Here is a 17,428-nt window from a genome sequence, read left to right on the forward strand (position 1 = left end):
GTAGCTTTTGCCCTTTTTATAACACTCTATCGACTTGTCAATCAGAAAAGGCCCATGGAGTCGATCATATTTATCATTTCGTTTTTTTTCATCATGCTTTCTCTTAGAAGGTCTGTGATGGGGCTGAGCGCAGTTTCGGTGATAGTAATATTGTTGATTTTAGTGAGCAAAGGAAAAGTAACGCAAGTTTTAAGCTTTGTCAGCTTAAGTATTGTTGTAGGTGCCTTTGTCTTTTTTGGGACAAACTTTTCACAAGAGCTCGTACACCGAATTGAACTTCGTAAGCTTGACCAAAGAGAACTAACAGAAGAAAAGCGGTTTTTTGAATATGAAATGTTGTATAAAGACACTTTTGTTCATTACGATTACAGCCCATGGACCGGGTATGGCATGTTTGATAGTCCCGGTAATTACGGGAAAGGCTTGTTCGGAGTAAGATCCCTCCACGGTGACCTTACCAATATTTTTCATTCCAGTGGTTTTATAGGGGTCTTTCTCTACTTGGCCATGTTCCTCACCGTCTTTATCCAGGCCTTGCTAAGGATCCGGTCGAGTACGGACCTGTATATCATCGGCTTTTGCCTGCTAGCCTTTTCAGTTTTCACCATAACCGGAAGGTATACCCAAATAGATAATATGTTGATGCTCACACTTGTATTGGCTTTGCCTTTGGGCAAAATACAAAGGAGCATTCCCAAGCCCCAGAATAATCAAGAAGAAGTGTCCTATAATTCTTTACCCCGTCCTAATTGAAACAACCGATAGCTATGCGATTTTTATTTCTTGACCAAAAGATCATCAACATCCTTTTAAAAGAAGAAAAGCCTTCTGGTGGGGCTGCGGTTCAATCCTACGGATGGACAAGGGGACTTTCAGAAAACGGACATGATGTGTATATCATGACCAACCTGGACATTAAGGGACAGCTAAAGGAAGAAGCTTATGAGCTGAACCTCATCCCATTTTTCGAGGAGTCGAAAGGGATCAGGTGGCTAAGGTGGCTGTATTACCGCTTGCCTTTCATGTACCGAAAAATCAAGGTCACCCGGCCTGACTATGTTTACCAAAGCGTGCCTGGCTGGACCTGTCTGCTCGTTGGCATGATTTGTAAAAAGCTGAACATTAAATACATTCTTCGGATTTCCAACGATTTTTTTCTGGATGATCGCTTCCATCATTTCAATTCTAAGGCCCATGCTTACTTCATGAAAAAGGGCATACAACTGACCGATTATATCCTTTGCCAAAATGACTATCAGTACAGCATGATCCAGAAAAAGTTTCCGGAAAAATCCATCTTTAAGATTTCCAATCCCATTCTTTTTCAAAGCAACGGTACAAAGCCCTATGCCCTTGAAGAGCGGAAATACATTGCTTGGTTAGGCATTTTCCAATACCAAAAAAACCTCAAATTATTATATGAAATAGCTTCAAAACTGCCAGATGAAGAGTTCTGGGTTGCTGGAAAGGAATCTTCCACCTTGGACGACAATACCCGTCTCTACTTAAAAAAACTAAAGGTATTGCCCAATGTAACCTTCAAAGGATTCATCAGCAGAAAAGAGGTCCCGACATTCCTCAAAAACGCCAAATACCTGCTCAACACCTCACATTATGAAGGATTCAGCAATACCTTTTTGGAGGCAATGACAGTAGGCACCCCTATCTTAACTACAGAAAAGGTAAACCCAGATGGTATCATTGACAGTAACCAACTGGGCATTGTATACAGAAATTCCCTTCACCTTGCCAAAACACTAAAGGGCATCGGCACTGAAGATTACATGCTGATGTCTCAGAATACGGTCCGCTATGTCACGGAAAATCATAACTATAAAATTTTAGCTGAAAAGCTAACTCAATTCCTCATGCATCAATAAGCCTTTTCCAAGAGTTGTTATGAAAAAACTTTACAGAAATAAGCTGGTTAATCTCAAGTGGGCAATTGTACATTTTCCTAGTCGCCTACTCTATCGTATGGCCGTTTTATTTAGGCTTCCCTTAAGCATCCAGGTGAAGTGGTTACCTCCACCGCTGTCCCCTCCGGTCTATTGGACTTCAATAGAAAAAATCAACCTTCACGGCAGCTTGCCTTACCCTCCCTTCGGAAGATGGGCCCATACGGACAATTGGGATTTGGAGATGACCTATCCCTTGCCCTCTATTTTTAAGAAAACCCCAAAAGGGACAAAAAAGTGGGATGTCCATCAAACCATCAGAAAGATGTTCTTGAAGAAAAAGAAATTCAAGAAAACCCCCCAGTATAAAAGCATGATCCGAAGTGTCCAAAATGGGGACCCAAACCCTCCGCAAAGCTGTGGCACTTTAGAAGCCGTGAAAAATTACTTTGTACGGCTTAAAAAAGCCTACAAATCCATGAAGAAAAAGGGGTACCTCACTCAAAAAGAACTTGGCAATCCTGAAGTGGAAGAAGTCAGGCTCCACGTCACCAGAAAAGGGGAACTATGCTTGGGAACCGGAGGCAATCATAGGATCAGGATGGCTGAGATATTGGGCATAAAAAACATTCCATTTTTGCTGAGAGGAATTCATAAAGATTGGATAATAAGTCTTTCCAAAAAATTAAACCTCCCTCCCGATAAAGCGATCTCAGTTTGGATTAAGCAAAACTTTTCTAAAGTGAACCCCAATCGGGCCAATAATAAAAACCTACCAACCATGAAAAACAGCAATAACCACCGAATTTTATTTTACATCGGCAGCCTTCTGGCAGGAGGAAAAGAACGCCGACTTTTGGAACTCATCACCTACCTGAAAAAAAACACCGAACTGGAGATGATGTTGGTCATTTCCATAAACAGGATACATTTCGAAAGATTCCTTAAGCTGGGCATTCCGGTAAAAGTACTCAATAATGATAGTTTTGGGTTCAGTCCCAAAATCATCACTAACTTCTATAGGCTCTGCAATAGCTTCCAACCGGACATCATTCATACCTGGGGAGCTAAACAATCTTTCTATGCCCTGCCTGCGGTGATAGGCAAAAACATTCCAATGATCAACAGCCAGATTGCCTCGGCCCCTCCAGTTATTCGCTCCTTTTCCGTGGATAACTGGATCAATCGGATGAACTTCAAATTTTCCAAACTTATCCTGGCCAACTCTTTTGCGGGTGTTACTGCCTACCAACCTCCAAGGCACAAAACCAAAGTCATCTACAACGGGGTAAGCTTTGATAGATTTGAAAACTTGACCGATCCGGCTGAAGTCAGAGCAAAATACAAGGTCAACACCCCCCATTTGGTGGTGATGACTGCTTCCTATTCCCCCAATAAAAACTACTCCCTTTTTCTTAAAGTGGCCAAGAAGGTCACGCAATTACGCTCTGATATCTGCTTTTTGGGAGTTGGGGCTCACGATATCGATAATCCAATTTATACTGCGCTGGTCGAAAACTCTTCAAATGAACCCAATATCGCCTTCCCTGGAAGAATAGATGATGTAGAAGAGCTGGTCAACGCTAGTGATATCGGCGTATTACTTTCCAATTCCTCACTGCACGGAGAAGGGATCTCCAACTCGGTATTGGAGTATATGGCTTTAGGTAAACCGGTAATTGCAAATGATGCTGGAGGAACAAAAGAATTGGTGCATGACCAAGAAAACGGATACCTCATCAAAGATCAGAGTGAAGATGAAATCGCCCAGATGATCATTGACCTGATCGATGATCCTGAACGAAGAAAGCGGTTCGGTAAAACAGGTAGAAAGTTTATCGAAGATTTTTTCTCCATCGAAAAAATGGGAAAGGAATTTATCAAAGCATATGAAAAAGTCCTGAAAAAAAACATTCCCGATACGACAGAATCCCATGATCAAGTGTGGGATTTTCAGCAACCGGGTTACATCCACGAGAGGAACTGACCTACTCTCACAAAAAATCACGCCCTATGAAAATTTTATATGTAAGCAGATCAAAAACGGGAAAACCACACCCCTTTATACTCGAGCAAGCCAATATGCTCACCAAAACTTATGGCCACCAAATAGAACACTATTTGATCAGCAAGGGTGGGATTTTGGGATACCTGAAAGCCAGCCATGCCATCTTCAAATATATCCAAAAGAACAAATCGGATATTATCCATGTACACTATGGACTTTCCGCTATTGCAGTACTTATCAGTAAGCTATTGACCTTTGGCAGGGCCAAGGTGATCATCACCTTTCATGGCAGTGATATCAATAAAGGTTCTGAAAGATTTTTTTCCCTGTTTGCAGCAAGCTACTCTGCCCATAACATCCTGGTTTCGCATAAAATGTCAAGGTTTTTCAAGAAGAATTTTTCCATCATCCCATGTGGCGTAGATACGCAGATTAACCTCAATTTCAGGGAAATGACCCGACAAGAGAAAGGATGGACAGATGAGGACTTCGTCATCCTTTTTTCATCGAGTTTTGACCGCAAAGAAAAAGATCCAGAGTTTGCCTGTATGGTGGTGGAAACCTTTATGGAAGAGACCTCCAAGAACATCATTTTCATAGAATTAAAAGGGTTTCATAGAGAACAGATTACCCAGCTGATGCAGGCCGCTGATGTGATGCTCCTTTGCAGCCATATGGAAGGAAGTCCACAAGTAATCAAGGAATCTATTCTCAACTCCCTGCCTGTCATAACCAATGACGTGGGAGATATCAAGTTCATTTGCGAAAAAGTGGACAATTGTTTTATCGTCCCTAAGAAGGTATCTGATTATGTACACTATCTACATTATCTGTCCGAAAAGAAGCTGAGAATCCTCAACCGAAACCCGGTTCTTGAAAAATTTGACAACCAGCAAATTGTCCAAAAAATCAATGACATCTATTGTGAAGTCATCAAAAGCTAAACCAGGAAAATATGAAAATGCTTATTGACATAAAACACCCGGCCCAGCTTAATCTTTTCAAAACCTTGGCAAAAGAACTGAAAGAAGAAGGATGTGATGTGACCATTTGCTACTTGAAAAGAGGTAAGCTTCCAAAAATCATAGCTGCAGAATACGATGGATTCTCGCCCATCCCTGTGGGCAGTAGCAATGGCACCAGATGGTCAATTATATGGGATGGCAACATGAAAAGGACGGCTAACTTCCTCCAACTCATCAAAAAACACAACTATGAAATCTGTGTAGCAGCCAGCAGTATACCTCTGGCCCTTGCCTGCAAAATGACCTCCACTCCCATTATCCAATTTTATGATGATCCCGAAAGATCACAGGTAAACCGGATAAATGAAATGCTGTCAAGCCAGCTATTTTTTCCCCCGATAGTCGAGACCAATGATAAGGTGTCCACTTTTAACTGTCTAAAAGAGTGGAGCTATTTGAGCCCTAGGCGCTTTACCCCCAGCACTAAAATTCTTGAACAATACGGGGTAAAACCACATGAATATGTTTTTGTAAGAGAAGTAAGCAATAAATCCTTCAATTATTATGGACAGGAGGATGGAATAATCCAACACTTCTCCAAAGATATGTCAACAAACATACCGGTGATCCTTTCATTGGAAGACAAAACCCAGCTGGATAAATATCCCGAACATTGGCAGATACTCCAAGAACCTGTCGGCGATATCCATTCTTTGATCTATTACTCCAAAATGGTCATTTCATCCGGGGACAGTATGGCCAGAGAAGGCGCCATGCTGGGCGTACCCAGTGTTTACTGCGGTATCAGGACCATGAGGGCCAACCAACTCTTGATGGACAAGGGCTTATTGAAACACCTTCCCGGAAATGATGCCCTGCCATTTATCAATAAAACCATTGAAGCACCATTTGCTGAAGATAAGCAAACCAAGGTCAGAAAGGAACTCTTGGAACAGTGGTGCGATATGGTAGATTTCATGAAACAACAGATTCGTCACTATAAAAAACCAGTATTATGAATATTTCTATTTTTGGATTAGGATATGTAGGCTGTGTAAGCTTAGGCTGCCTTGCTAAGAACGGCAACCACCTTGTTGGTGTTGATGTCAATGAGTTCAAAGTAAATTTGGTCAACAAGGGACAGGCTACAATTTTAGAGAAAGATATTGACCACATCATCAAGCAGGCGCATGATAAAGGAAAAATTCAGGCCACTACCTGTGCTGATGAAGCTGTTTACAACACAGATCTGAGCATTATCTGTGTAGGTACTCCTTCCTCCAGACAGGGACATCTTGACCTCTCCTACATTTACAGAACTGCTGAAGGAATTGGCAAAGCCTTAAAAGAAAAAGACACTTTTCATACCGTCGTCATTAGAAGTACTGTTTTACCGGGGACGAATCAAAAAGTTGGGCAAATCATAGAAGAGTTTTCACAGAAAAAAAGAGGAAAAGACTTTTCAGTGGTGTCCAACCCTGAATTTCTGAGGGAAGGTTCTGCTGTAAAGGATTATTATCACCCACCCGTAACTGTAATTGGAGGCGATCATGAAGAGGCCGTGGCAATGGTAGCTTCTCTGTATGAAAATTTAGACGCTCCCATAGAGATTACCGACATCAAAATCGCCGAACTGATTAAATATGTCAACAACTCCTACCATGCCCTCAAAATTTCTTTCGCCAATGAAATCGGAAACATTTGCAAGGAAATGTCTATCGATTCGCACAAAGTGATGTCACTTTTTTGCATGGACAAGCACCTCAATATTTCCAATGCCTACTTCAAACCTGGCTATGCCTACGGAGGCTCCTGTTTGCCAAAAGACCTTAAAGGCCTGGTAACTCTCGGGCATGACAATTACCTCACTACCCCCGTCCTTTCCAGCATCCATCAGTCCAATGAAAATCAAAAGCGAAGAGCTTTTTCATTGATAGAAAATACTGGAAAAAAGAATATCTGCCTTTTGGGACTGAGCTTTAAAGAAGGAACTGACGACTTGCGTTACAGCCCATCTGTGGATTTGGCCGAGACCCTCATAGGAAAGGGGTACCACCTATCCATTTACGATGAAAATGTTCAAATGTCCAAGTTGATCGGTGCTAACGAGGCCTACATCAACGACAAGCTGCCCCACCTATCTGAGCTTCTGATTACCGATTTAGAGGAAGCCATCAAAAATGCAGATATACTGATTGTAAACCATAAAAACTTTGACCCCGAACCATATCTTTCAATTATAAATGAAAAGGCCAAAATAATCGATCTCGTGAGAGTTGACACGTTAAATCACCTTCCCAATTATGAAGGCATTTGCTGGTAATCAACCTCAGCTATCTTAGAGAAAGATCAGGTTAAGATTCACTTTTATCACCCTAACATAAAACTTAAATGTATCTGACTCCAACACAAAAGGCCCAACATGAAAAGAAAATAAATTACCCACCAAAGCTTGAGCTAGTTGTGGGAAAACAAGTATTTGACTTGTTAGAAAAAGAAGCTTTTCAGGAAAGTTGGGACACATTATACGACAACTGCCCGTGGAGCACTCTATTTCAAAGTAGAAGTTTCGTCTCTAGCTGCTATAATGTTTACAGAGAAGAACACCTTCCCATAATGGTAGTAAGCTATTCCGAAGGACAATTGACAGGTCTGCTCAGCATGGTCCTCGACACCCCTTTAAAACCAGTCCCCAACAGGGAACTAAAAGGAAAAATCGTAGGAGCCGGACAGTACGAATCGGAATACCAGTCCTGGTTGGCTTCCACCGAAAATACGGATGAATTCATTCAGGAGAGTCTCCTTTTGCTAAAAAAGGAATTCCCTCAATGTGATATTTATTTCAGGTTCCTGACTCCGAAAGTACCCAAAGACTGGCTTTACGCTAATAAGGACTGGAAAAACAAATTCGTAATCCAGGCCTATAAAAGGCCTCTTGTTCGAATGAATGATCCAGAAATCGACAAACTCTTTCGGAAAAAGGAATTTAAAAACAAGTATAACCGGCTCAAAAGGCAAGGGGAACTAGTTTTCGAGCAAATAAAAAATCCCCAGCAATTTGAACAAGTCCTTCCAATCCTGATTGAGCAGTTCGAGTTCCGTCAGCGGGCCATGTTCAATAAAAGCCAGTTCAGCGATAACCCTATTAAGGAAAAATTCATCCATGCATTATTTGAACAGGGTTTGCTGCATGCAACGGTTTTGAAGGTCAATGACCACATCGTGGCTTCTATACTAGGCTTGACTAAAAACAACAGGTACCATTTGGGTGCCATCAATACCCATTCACCTGTTTACGGCAATCACTCACCCGGTTTTGTTCATTTTATCCTGCTTTGCGAGCTTCTTTCCCAAAATAAGGAAATGGTGTTTGACCTGACTCCGGGGGGAGATCCCTATAAAGAGAGAATGGCCAATGACCACGATTATGTAGAGGAACTTTACTTTCCTCACAGTCCCCTTTATCAGAAACGGCAGGAGTTGAAGTATAAATTCCATGACTACCTCATGAAATTCAACATCAGGCCCATGACCATACAGCTTTCTTACAAAAAAGAAAAATACAGGATCAATCATTGGATAAACAGAGTAAAGTCAAAAGGCCTCAAAAAATCGATTTCAGACTGGAAATCCCAAAACAAAGAAATCGAAGAGCAGCTGTTTCTATTGGAAGATGTAAAAAACAGGACATCTAAAGAGATCCATATGGACAGCCTCAACGATCTATTGCATTACGAAGAAAACCAGCTAGGAACAAGCTCATGGGATTTTTTGAAGGACGCTATGCTGAAGTTTGCCAATGAATTCCATGCCCTGACCTGTACAAAGAACGGCAAACTTATTTGCCTTGCCTGGTTGGTTGAACCCGATCGGTGGGAAAAGGTTTTCAATAAAAAGCTCCCAAATGACCAAAAGTACCCTGTACTTCTGGGACTTGAATACCATCCCAAAGCCTCTAAAAAACTGAATAAGTTCGTGGACAGCATGGTTTCTTTCATCAAAAACCGTCACAGTTGCCCGAAGGTATTTGTCAGCCTATCTCCCAACAACCAATTCCTTAAACAGTTGCTGGCGGAGAAAGCTGTAAATGAGTAACAGTATTCTTTTTTAACCCAACTAACTTTGAGTCAGGAGGACTCTTAATATGAGTTTACGTAGACTGGCCATATGGCCCACTTTGCCCCCCAACACTTACTTTAGAAGCCCTAGCGATTGGATTCCTTTCCCTCTCAACCAAGAGAATTGTCGGATTTATAGCAAAGCAAGACATGCCATTTGGAATGCTTGTAAAGCTATTGGACTCCAGGAAGGCGATGAGATCCTTGTTCCTGCCTATCACCATGGTTCAGAAATTGAATCCTTGATTCAGGCGGGTCTGAAAATCAACTACTACGAATTAAATGAAAATCTCGAGCCTGATCCGGAGGAACTTGAAGGCCTCATCACTGATAAAGTGCGGGCCTTCTACCTAATCCACTATTTGGGTTTTCCTCAAAAAGCTACTTTTTGGAAAACCTGGTGTGAGCAAAAGAATTTAATCTTTATTGAAGATGCCGCTCAGGCCTTCTTGGCCAATCATGAGCAACAACCATTGGGATCCTTTGGTCATATGGGAATTTTCTGTTTGTACAAGACTTACGGGATACCTGATGGAGGTGCCGTGGTCTGCAATACCCCACCCTCTACCCCCGCACAAAAGAGTGCTTCATCCGGACTATGGAGGGTTTTCAAACGTCATTTTAATTGGGTAGCCACACGTCGCTCCGAAATAGGTGCCATTCACCTGCTCTTTAGCCCTGCCCTTAAATGGGTCAAAAAGCAAATGGATAAGCCCCACGAAGAATTCGACATGAATGACCCCAATACGCCTCCTTCCAAAATGAGTATTAACCTGATTCCCAAACTGCTTTCCAAACAAACGGCTGAGATAAGGAGAAATAACTACAATTTTCTATTAGAACACTTGGGAGAAGTGGTGCCTAAACCGTTTAGGGCATTGCCTCCAGAGGCCAGTCCTTTTGCCTTTCCAGTGGAAGTTGATAATCCTGATCTTTTTCTGAAGCAAATGAGGAAAAAAGGGGTGATGGGGCTTCTGTTTTGGATAAACCCTCACCCTTCTCTGCCGGTAGAAAAATTTCCAAGAAGTAGAAAATTAAGGGAAAAAGTACTTGCTCTCCCTGTCCATCAGGAACTCAACCACTCTGAATTGGTACAAATTGCAAGAGCAGCAAAAGAAGTACTTTACGACATGCAAAAGGCCGCCGAAAGCGCCAATGTTTTGGCTACTTCCGGTTAAACACATTGATAAAAAAACAAAACCGGCATATCCTAGGTGAAGTTGCTTCCAACCACAGTGGTGTACCGCTGTTCTCTTTACTTGCTTATTAAGTAAATCTTCCAATAATACTTTTAAATGCCATTAACCTCTATTCTACCAACTTATTTTAAACTTTTATGGATAATCAAACCAATACCCTCGAAAAAATAACCGTGGAAATAAAAGAGGGCCTCAACCTTCTTCAAGGAGAACAGGCCAAAAATTTACTTTCCAATCCCTCCTTTCAAGAAGCATGGGATCTCTTTTATGATTCATGCCCTTGGGCCACAGTCTTTCAGCACAGGAAATTTGTGACTACATGGTACAAACACTATGAACACGATTTTGCTCCTTTGGTTATTTATCAACAATCGAAGGGAAAAATCAGTGGCATACTTACCATGGCCATTCCAAAAGATCATCAACATAAAAAGCGCGGGGTAAGAATAATCGGCGCAGGTCAGTATGATGCCGAATATCAAACCTGGCTAAGTCTGGATCCAGAAGACACCTCATTTATCGAGGATACCATAAAAGCACTTTTACAAAAGTATCCCAACTGTAAAATAGTGTTTCGCTACCTTCCCCCTAAAACCCCATTGGATTGGGTAAACGAAGGTTTCTGGAAGAACAAATGCGTTTTACAGGCTTCTTCCAGGCCGCTGATGGACACCAACCATAAAGAATTCCAGCAACTCTTACGCAAACGCCACCTAAAAGCCAAATTTAACCGCTTCAGTAAAGCGGGATCCTTAGAGTTAAAGCATGTTCTGGATTATTCGTATTTCTCTCATCTGCTGGAAACCTTGGAGGACCAATATGATTTCCGTCAAGGTGCCTTATTTAACAAAAACCAATTCAGAGATGATCCCCATAAATCACCGTTTCTAAAGGCCCTCTTCCAGGAAGGCCTGCTGCATGTGACGGCATTGATATTTGAAAAGGAAATTGTAGCCGTAATTGTCTCTGTAGAAGGCAAAAAATGGGTGCATCTCGCAGGCCTGATTACCCACTCCCCCTTCTATTCGAAATACTCCCCGGGTTTGGTCCAGTTATTCATGTTAGGCAAAAAGTTTGATCTAGATGATGTCGATGTATTTGACCTTACTCCTGGAAATGACCCCTATAAAGAGCGTGTGGCGACCAATCACGACACCATACATGAATTGGTTATTACCCAGTCCACTTCTTACAAATGGAAAAGGGCTTGCCGCAAAAAGTTTTTTGACTACTTGCTGAAATCGGGACAAAATCCCCAAAAGCTTCAACTGCAACTGACGAAGCTTTCCTATCAATTTAAGCAAAAAAGCAAGCATGGCTCTGCGGTGAAAGCATTGGTATCCCTGATTAAATCCGATAAGAAAAACAACAAACAACCGGCAACATTTTCCAGTATTTGCCCCAAAGCTGCCAAAGGAGATTATACCTTCAGCATCAATAACCTTAGAGACCTTCTCCACTACGAGCAAAGAGGAAGTGACCTTACACGCTGGGAATTCCTGGAAAATGCCCTACAACTCTTTGAAAAAGAGCAGGTATCTTTTTCGCTTGCAAAAGATAAGGACCTGCTCTTTTGTGCTTGGATAGAAAGACCCAACGGCACATCCACAGAATATAAAGGAGAAACAGTACAAATTCCGGAGGCATCAGCAATCATATCCTATTATTATTGCCACCCTTCATTGCCGGAAAAATCAGTATTGGAGGACCTTTCCAAAGCCATCATGGAGCAATACCCAGCACAAAGAGTTTTAATTGGAAACCAACTTTCAAACTAAAGGAAGGTGAACCTCCCCCGGTTCCACCGACACGAAAACATGAAACTGATATTTACCTAAAACAACGATGATGATAGAAGAAAAAGTATTGGTGAAAGACTCGAAATCGTCCAACAAATATGCAAAAAAACATATTGAGCTTTTTATAGCTGAAGAAGCTATCAATAAAATAGGAAATGGTTTAAACAAAGATCAGTGGAATACATTGGTCGATGACTGTAGCTGGGCCACAGCATTCCAAAGATGGGAATTTGTTAAAACTTGGTATGAATTATATTCAACGCTCTATACACCTATTCTCGTTCTGGAGGAAGAAGGCCATCAACTTACGGGATGCTTTCCATTGGCCATGGATAAAAATGGAAAAATAATGGGAGCGGGAGCAGATCAGGCAGAATATCAGGTATGGGTCTATCGGGATACTGATTCACAAAATTTCGTCAAGACGGCTTTAGATCTGATTTGGAAAGAAGTATCCCCTAAAGAAATTCACCTTAAATATTTACCCCAGGGTACACCTTTCGAAGCGGTAACCCAAGATCAAGGTTGGATGAACCGAAGCCATCTAAAACCCCATAGGCATCCTATCCTTTCAGTTTTAAGCGAAAAACCATCAGTAGAGCTAAAAAAGAAAAATAAGAGGGAAAAGATGAACCGGCTCAAAAGACAAGGGGAACTGAGCTTTGAGAGGGTTCTGTCCCCCAATAGTTTCTCAGAGGTTTTGGACGAACTGATCATACAAAGTGATTTTCGAAAAGGAGCCGCTTATAATCGGGAATTGTTTTCTGAGGATGATCAAAAGAAAGCCTTTATTAAAGCACTTTTTGATCTTAATATGCTGCATGTCTCCCTGTTAAAGCTTGATGATGAGATCATAGCATCCAATGTAGGAGTAGCGGGTAAGAAATGGCTTCACCTCCAAGGTATCAATACCCACTCTCCTTTCCAAGCCAAGCATTCACCTGGAATTCTTCATTTCCTTATGCTTGGACAATCGCTCGGTGAAGAAGGCTTTGAGGTGTTTGACCTCACTCCAGGCGCAGACCCTTACAAGAGCGGGCTTGCCTCAGACTTCCATGAAGCATATGAATTGGTAATAAGCACACCCAGGGCCATTCGACGGAAAAGCTGGATGAATAATCTAAACACCCAGCTTAAAGCTAAATTAAAAAACATGGGACTCTCTGAAGTTTCTCAGAGAAAATACAAGGCTCAATTTAATTTTACCAAGAACAAATGGAAGCATTTTTTCAGGTCAAAGCCCCTAGCCATTCTAAAAAAAGTGCTTGCTGATAAAAGTTCAACCTCTAAGCCACCTGTGCTTTTCCAACTTGATCCATCATCAAAAGATTGGTCGACTCTTAGCAACGGTATTTCTATTAACAAAAACTCTTTGAGAGATGTATTGTGCTATGATCCTGTGGGAGAGCCGCTTCCAAAACAAGTATTCCTAATGGAATGTATGAAAAAAATGGAAGAGGGCAATGACTTATTCACCTGTGTGCAATCGGGAAAATTGGCATTTTTGATATGGTTGAGTCACAAACCTGCCAGCATAATCGCTGAAGGTGCCGATGCCAAGTTGCCGAACAACTCCAAGGTGTTGTTTGATGAATTTAATCGGTCAAACAATTCATCTGAGCTGAAGACTTTTCTTACTACAGCCCTTTCGATGATCTTCAAAAAGACACCGAATGAGCAACTTTATATATACTCGTCCAACACTAAAGTGCAAAAGTCGGTGGAAGAATTTGTCCTTGCCCCACTAGCCTCCAATAAAACTTCTTCAGGTAAATAAGCTCTTGCTTTAGTCCTCAATAAGTAGAAGGAATCCTTAAACCCAAACCGCAACCTACCATGAAACTCACGACATCCAATATTATCAAATGGAGCATTGCCCAAAGTTTGTTCCTTTTAGGTTTTGTGCGCAATGCAAAAAAGCAAGCCTTAAAAGGTGACCATATACTCTCTGTATACTTTCATAATCCTACAAGAAAAGAATTTGAATCCAGTGTTAAGTGGTTAAAAAGGAACAATTTCAATTTCATCAGTCCAGATGATTTAGTTAAAATTGCCAATAAACAAGTTCCCTTTCCAAAAGGAGCAATACTGCTTACAGTGGACGATGGATGGAGAGACAATGAGGAGAATATTGTCCATGTAGCCAACCAGTATAAAGTACCCGTTACCATTTTCGTCTCCACAGAACCAGTGGAAAACGGGAATTATTGGTGGCCCAAAGTGCTAAAAGCATCCAAAGAAGCTAAGGCGAACATCCCTTCAGTCCAAGATCTTAAAAAAATCTCCAATGAAGAACGGCTCCGATTAATCAGCGCCCTACCTCCACTTTCGGAAAGGGAGGCCATGGACATAGAGCAGATTAAGAAAATCGCAAAATCTGAATTTGTTCACATTGGAGGCCATACCCATACACATCCTATTTTGCCCAATTGCTCTGCCGAACAATCCTATGAAGAGCTGAAAATATCCAAGGAAAAGCTTGAGCAATGGATTGGAAAAAAGGTGATCAGTTTTGCCTATCCAAATGGCGATTATACTTCCCGTGAAATCGGCATCCTGAAAGAGCTTGGATACGAAGTGGCTTTCACCTGTGAGCCCGTTGGAATTACCAGTTCCAAGCTAACTTCTCCTTTTAAAATTCCCCGATATGCGTTTTTGGAAGGAGCTCCAATAGCCGAAAATATCTGTAGAATGATGGGGATCTGGCAGCCTCTGAGGGACAAAATGAATTTATTGCTTTTTAACCGAAAAATAGATTATACTGAATATAAGTTCCTCAACAAAACCGTCTAATTCGGACAAGAGTCAAAGAGTTCTTCAAACTTTTTTTTAACAACATTAATGCATCTCTTCATAGGTGCATTTTTCATTTCCCATCCGTATATTATCATAAAAAAGCACCCGTTTTTTTGTATCCGTGGTCTTATCTCCATTCCACTTCCATTTATAAATGCCCACTTTCCATCTGGGATAATCAAAACCTTTCTTTATGTTCCCACCTTTAAGTGTCAGTACATTTTGGCCGTTATACCAAACTTCTATTAATCCGTCTTTTTCGGAAGAATGAATAAAGTGAAAAACAAATTCCTGCCATTGATCCTTGAGCACCTCTCCCAACTCGTAATAAGTACCTTTCGGATCATTATTAATTGATTTCAAAAGGAATTTATCGTCTTTTATTTGAAGAGAATTGGGCGGACTACCTGCTCCTTTTCCCTGGTGCCATTGGCTGATGATCTCCCTGTAACTGTCTTCCATAAAGTCTTCAGCAGGCAAATATATCCAGAAAGAATACCACCTCTCGTTATTGGACTGTTCAGGGAACAACACTTCTGCCCTGGTACCATTGGCCACCATATCATCCGTATCCCTCAGCTCAAACCTGCCTGCTTTCTTCCCTTGGTAAACTGGAAATTCAGCTACAGAAAAGCCATAATCAGCCGCAAACTGTTGATGAAGAGCAGATAAGGGGGCTGAACCTTCAAATGTTTCTTCATATAATAAATTATTTTGGATGCCTTTATTTCCTGTATTATCTTCAGCTACCGGATAGAAATGGACAGCAACCACTGCTAAATAAAAAATTACCGGTACCATTAATATCAGCTTCATGATCTTTGATTAAAGTTCCAAATCTTCTATTTAAGTTAAGCATTATTTTTCTTATCAATTCGTTTTTATTAGGAAGAAATAACGAAAATCAGAACATAAAAAAAGGCGGTCTAACCTTCGCTAGACCGCCTTTTTTATGTTGAACTAATGATTAGTTAATGGAAGTGGTACTTCCTTGAACGATCTTGAAAGAAAAGCGCTTTGCACTTCCTTGCACTAAGCTACCGTTTACTTCATAAAATGGAGTTACGGTCAATTCATAGCTACCAGGATACAATCCTTTTCCATACCAATAGTTTCCTCTTCCATCATCGCCATTAAGAGAAAATGGAGCGGCCTTATCCACACCAGTTCTGCTGTCAGCTCCACTTAGGTTAAACCGAACCTCAGCCGGAGTATCGCCTGAAAAATTAGGAACAATTGAAAGTCTATGGTCTTCTGCAGTAATTACAGCTCCTGAAGTAAATTCTCCAACACTTTGGTCAGTGCTTGTATTGATCAATGAAAGACCTTTCACACTACCACTAGAAGATCCTCCGCTGATAGAAGATCCTCCACTGATGGACGATCCTCCACCTGCTACACTAATGGCATTTTCGTTTCCTTGGTTTACGGTAAACGTGAAAGTCTCTTGGCTACCGGCTACTTTCGAACCTCCTACCATAAAGTAAGGAGTGACAGTCAAACTATATTTCCCTGGATAAAGTCCAGTTCCGTACCAAAAATCACCTCTACCATTATCGCCGTTTAGTGCAAAAGGTGCTTCTCTGTCTGAAGAGCTTCTATTATCATCTCCTGATAGATCAAATTTCACTTCTACTGGAGCACTTCCAGATTTGAAGTTAGGGACAATGGTCAATCTATAGTCTTCAGCAGTTAACTCAGCACCTGAACCAAAATTACCTACTACTTCATCCGAGGTGGTATTGATCAAAGAAAGACTTTGAATAACACCTTCTCCAGGAACAACCTCTTCAAGTTCTGTTTCTTCTTCAGGCTCAGGCATTGGAACAACCCCACCTGCGATTGAAGTCATTTCTTCAAAAGAAGCCTTGGCATTTCCCATACGGATATTGTCAAAATACATTAATCGGTGATCAGTATCAGTAGTCTCAGAACCGTTCCAGTCATCCTTGTAGATACCTACTTTCCATCTTGGCAATCCAAAACTCTTATCAATGTTACCACCTTTCAAGGTCAACACTTTTTTACCATTTTGCCAGATCTCTACCAATCCATCACTTCCTGAAGAGTGCACAATATGGAAAACAAATTCATTCCAACGGTCTTTGGCTACTTCTCCTAGGTCATAATCCTTCCTTGTTTCTTTTCTATCGCCACTTTTCAAGACAAAGCGATCATTGACCACTCTGAAGGTAGTGGTTGGACTTCCAGATCCACTTCCTTGGTGCCACTGGGTAATGATATCCCCAATTCTATCTTTCTTGAAACCGCTTGATGGCAAATAAAGGCTGTAAGAATACCATCTTTCTTTCTCATCCTGCTCAGGGAACAAAACCTCTGAACGTGTTCCATTGGACACTTGGTCATCTGAATCATACAATTCGAATTTTCCGGAATAGGAACCGGCAAAAACGGGGGACTTCGTTACCCCAAACGCATGACTTTCGGCAAATTGCGTATGTGCAAAAGAAAAAGGATCACTTCCTTCAAACGTCTCCTGGTAAAGGATATTTGGGGACGTAGAAAGTCCTGTGGCACGATAAATTTCAGAGCTTTCCATGTTGGTTTCTTCCAAGTCAGTCAGGTTACAGGATGAAACCGATGCCCCTACCAGAGATAGTGCAATGACATTAGTGAAAAGGTTT

The 17,428-nt window shown here is 41.3% G+C and carries 13 protein-coding genes; 11 read left to right on the plus strand and 2 right to left on the minus strand.

Going from position 1 to position 17,428, the window contains the following annotated elements; all coding sequences use genetic code 11:
* From ACYVAA_RS19135 to ACYVAA_RS19185, 11 genes are all read left to right on the plus strand, one after another.
* On the plus strand, nt 1-753 hold a 753-nt coding region (locus ACYVAA_RS19135), incomplete at its 5' end, for an O-antigen ligase family protein (RefSeq protein ID WP_460544842.1).
* A 14-nt stretch (nt 754-767) separates the two neighbouring features.
* Nucleotides 768-1,880 carry a glycosyltransferase family 4 protein gene (locus tag ACYVAA_RS19140; RefSeq protein ID WP_460544844.1) on the plus strand — a complete coding sequence of 371 codons (1,113 nt, stop codon included), beginning with the start codon at nt 768-770 and terminating at the stop codon, nt 1,878-1,880.
* A gap of 97 nt (nt 1,881-1,977) precedes the next feature.
* Complete coding sequence (locus ACYVAA_RS19145; RefSeq protein WP_460544846.1) at nt 1,978-3,885, plus strand: glycosyltransferase; 1,908 nt, start codon at nt 1,978-1,980, stop codon at nt 3,883-3,885.
* 26 nt (nt 3,886-3,911) lie between these two features.
* Nucleotides 3,912-4,850, plus strand: coding sequence for a glycosyltransferase family 4 protein (locus ACYVAA_RS19150; RefSeq protein WP_460544848.1), 939 nt, complete (start codon nt 3,912-3,914; stop codon nt 4,848-4,850).
* Between the two features lie 11 nt (nt 4,851-4,861).
* The gene (locus ACYVAA_RS19155; RefSeq protein ID WP_460544850.1) at nt 4,862-5,890 is read left to right on the plus strand and encodes a DUF354 domain-containing protein; all 1,029 of its coding nucleotides are present in this window, start codon (nt 4,862-4,864) and stop codon (nt 5,888-5,890) included.
* Nucleotides 5,887-7,194 (plus strand): UDP-glucose dehydrogenase family protein, encoded by a 1,308-nt coding sequence (locus tag ACYVAA_RS19160; protein ID WP_460544852.1) that lies wholly within the window; start codon nt 5,887-5,889, stop codon nt 7,192-7,194. Before ACYVAA_RS19155 ends, ACYVAA_RS19160 begins: the two co-directional genes overlap by 4 nt.
* A gap of 293 nt (nt 7,195-7,487) precedes the next feature.
* The gene (locus ACYVAA_RS19165) at nt 7,488-8,966 is read left to right on the plus strand and encodes a GNAT family N-acetyltransferase (RefSeq protein ID WP_460544855.1); all 1,479 of its coding nucleotides are present in this window, start codon (nt 7,488-7,490) and stop codon (nt 8,964-8,966) included.
* A gap of 49 nt (nt 8,967-9,015) precedes the next feature.
* Complete coding sequence (locus tag ACYVAA_RS19170) at nt 9,016-10,167, plus strand: PLP-dependent aminotransferase family protein (protein ID WP_460544857.1); 1,152 nt, start codon at nt 9,016-9,018, stop codon at nt 10,165-10,167.
* Nucleotides 10,168-10,325: 158 nt separating this feature from the next.
* Nucleotides 10,326-11,966: a GNAT family N-acetyltransferase gene (locus ACYVAA_RS19175; RefSeq protein WP_460544859.1), complete on the plus strand. Its 1,641-nt coding sequence runs from the start codon at nt 10,326-10,328 to the stop codon at nt 11,964-11,966.
* A gap of 67 nt (nt 11,967-12,033) precedes the next feature.
* Nucleotides 12,034-13,764, plus strand: coding sequence for a GNAT family N-acetyltransferase (locus ACYVAA_RS19180; RefSeq protein ID WP_460544861.1), 1,731 nt, complete (start codon nt 12,034-12,036; stop codon nt 13,762-13,764).
* A 59-nt stretch (nt 13,765-13,823) separates the two neighbouring features.
* Complete coding sequence (locus tag ACYVAA_RS19185) at nt 13,824-14,780, plus strand: polysaccharide deacetylase family protein (RefSeq protein WP_460544863.1); 957 nt, start codon at nt 13,824-13,826, stop codon at nt 14,778-14,780.
* Between the two features lie 45 nt (nt 14,781-14,825).
* Here ACYVAA_RS19185 and ACYVAA_RS19190 read toward each other — a convergent pair whose 3' ends face one another.
* On the minus strand, nt 14,826-15,599 hold the full coding sequence (locus tag ACYVAA_RS19190; RefSeq protein WP_460544865.1) for a polysaccharide lyase: 774 nt from the start codon (nt 15,597-15,599) through the stop codon (nt 14,826-14,828).
* Nucleotides 15,600-15,750: 151 nt separating this feature from the next.
* Nucleotides 15,751-17,428 (minus strand): polysaccharide lyase (locus tag ACYVAA_RS19195; protein WP_460544867.1); only part of this gene is annotated, 1,678 nt, incomplete at its 5' end.

The sequence above is a fragment of the Echinicola sediminis genome, from assembly GCF_054777495.1.

Coding starts and splice junctions, on each gene's coding strand:
- ACYVAA_RS19140 (WP_460544844.1), top strand. CDS start 768: ATGCGATTTTTATTTCTTGACCAAAAGATCATCAACATCCTTTTAAAA.
- ACYVAA_RS19145 (WP_460544846.1), top strand. CDS start 1,978: ATGGCCGTTTTATTTAGGCTTCCCTTAAGCATCCAGGTGAAGTGGTTA.
- ACYVAA_RS19150 (WP_460544848.1), top strand. CDS start 3,912: ATGAAAATTTTATATGTAAGCAGATCAAAAACGGGAAAACCACACCCC.
- ACYVAA_RS19155 (WP_460544850.1), top strand. CDS start 4,862: ATGAAAATGCTTATTGACATAAAACACCCGGCCCAGCTTAATCTTTTC.
- ACYVAA_RS19160 (WP_460544852.1), top strand. CDS start 5,887: ATGAATATTTCTATTTTTGGATTAGGATATGTAGGCTGTGTAAGCTTA.
- ACYVAA_RS19165 (WP_460544855.1), top strand. CDS start 7,488: ATGGTAGTAAGCTATTCCGAAGGACAATTGACAGGTCTGCTCAGCATG.
- ACYVAA_RS19170 (WP_460544857.1), top strand. CDS start 9,016: ATGAGTTTACGTAGACTGGCCATATGGCCCACTTTGCCCCCCAACACT.
- ACYVAA_RS19175 (WP_460544859.1), top strand. CDS start 10,326: ATGGATAATCAAACCAATACCCTCGAAAAAATAACCGTGGAAATAAAA.
- ACYVAA_RS19180 (WP_460544861.1), top strand. CDS start 12,034: ATGATGATAGAAGAAAAAGTATTGGTGAAAGACTCGAAATCGTCCAAC.
- ACYVAA_RS19185 (WP_460544863.1), top strand. CDS start 13,824: ATGAAACTCACGACATCCAATATTATCAAATGGAGCATTGCCCAAAGT.
- ACYVAA_RS19190 (WP_460544865.1), bottom strand. CDS start 15,599: ATGAAGCTGATATTAATGGTACCGGTAATTTTTTATTTAGCAGTGGTT.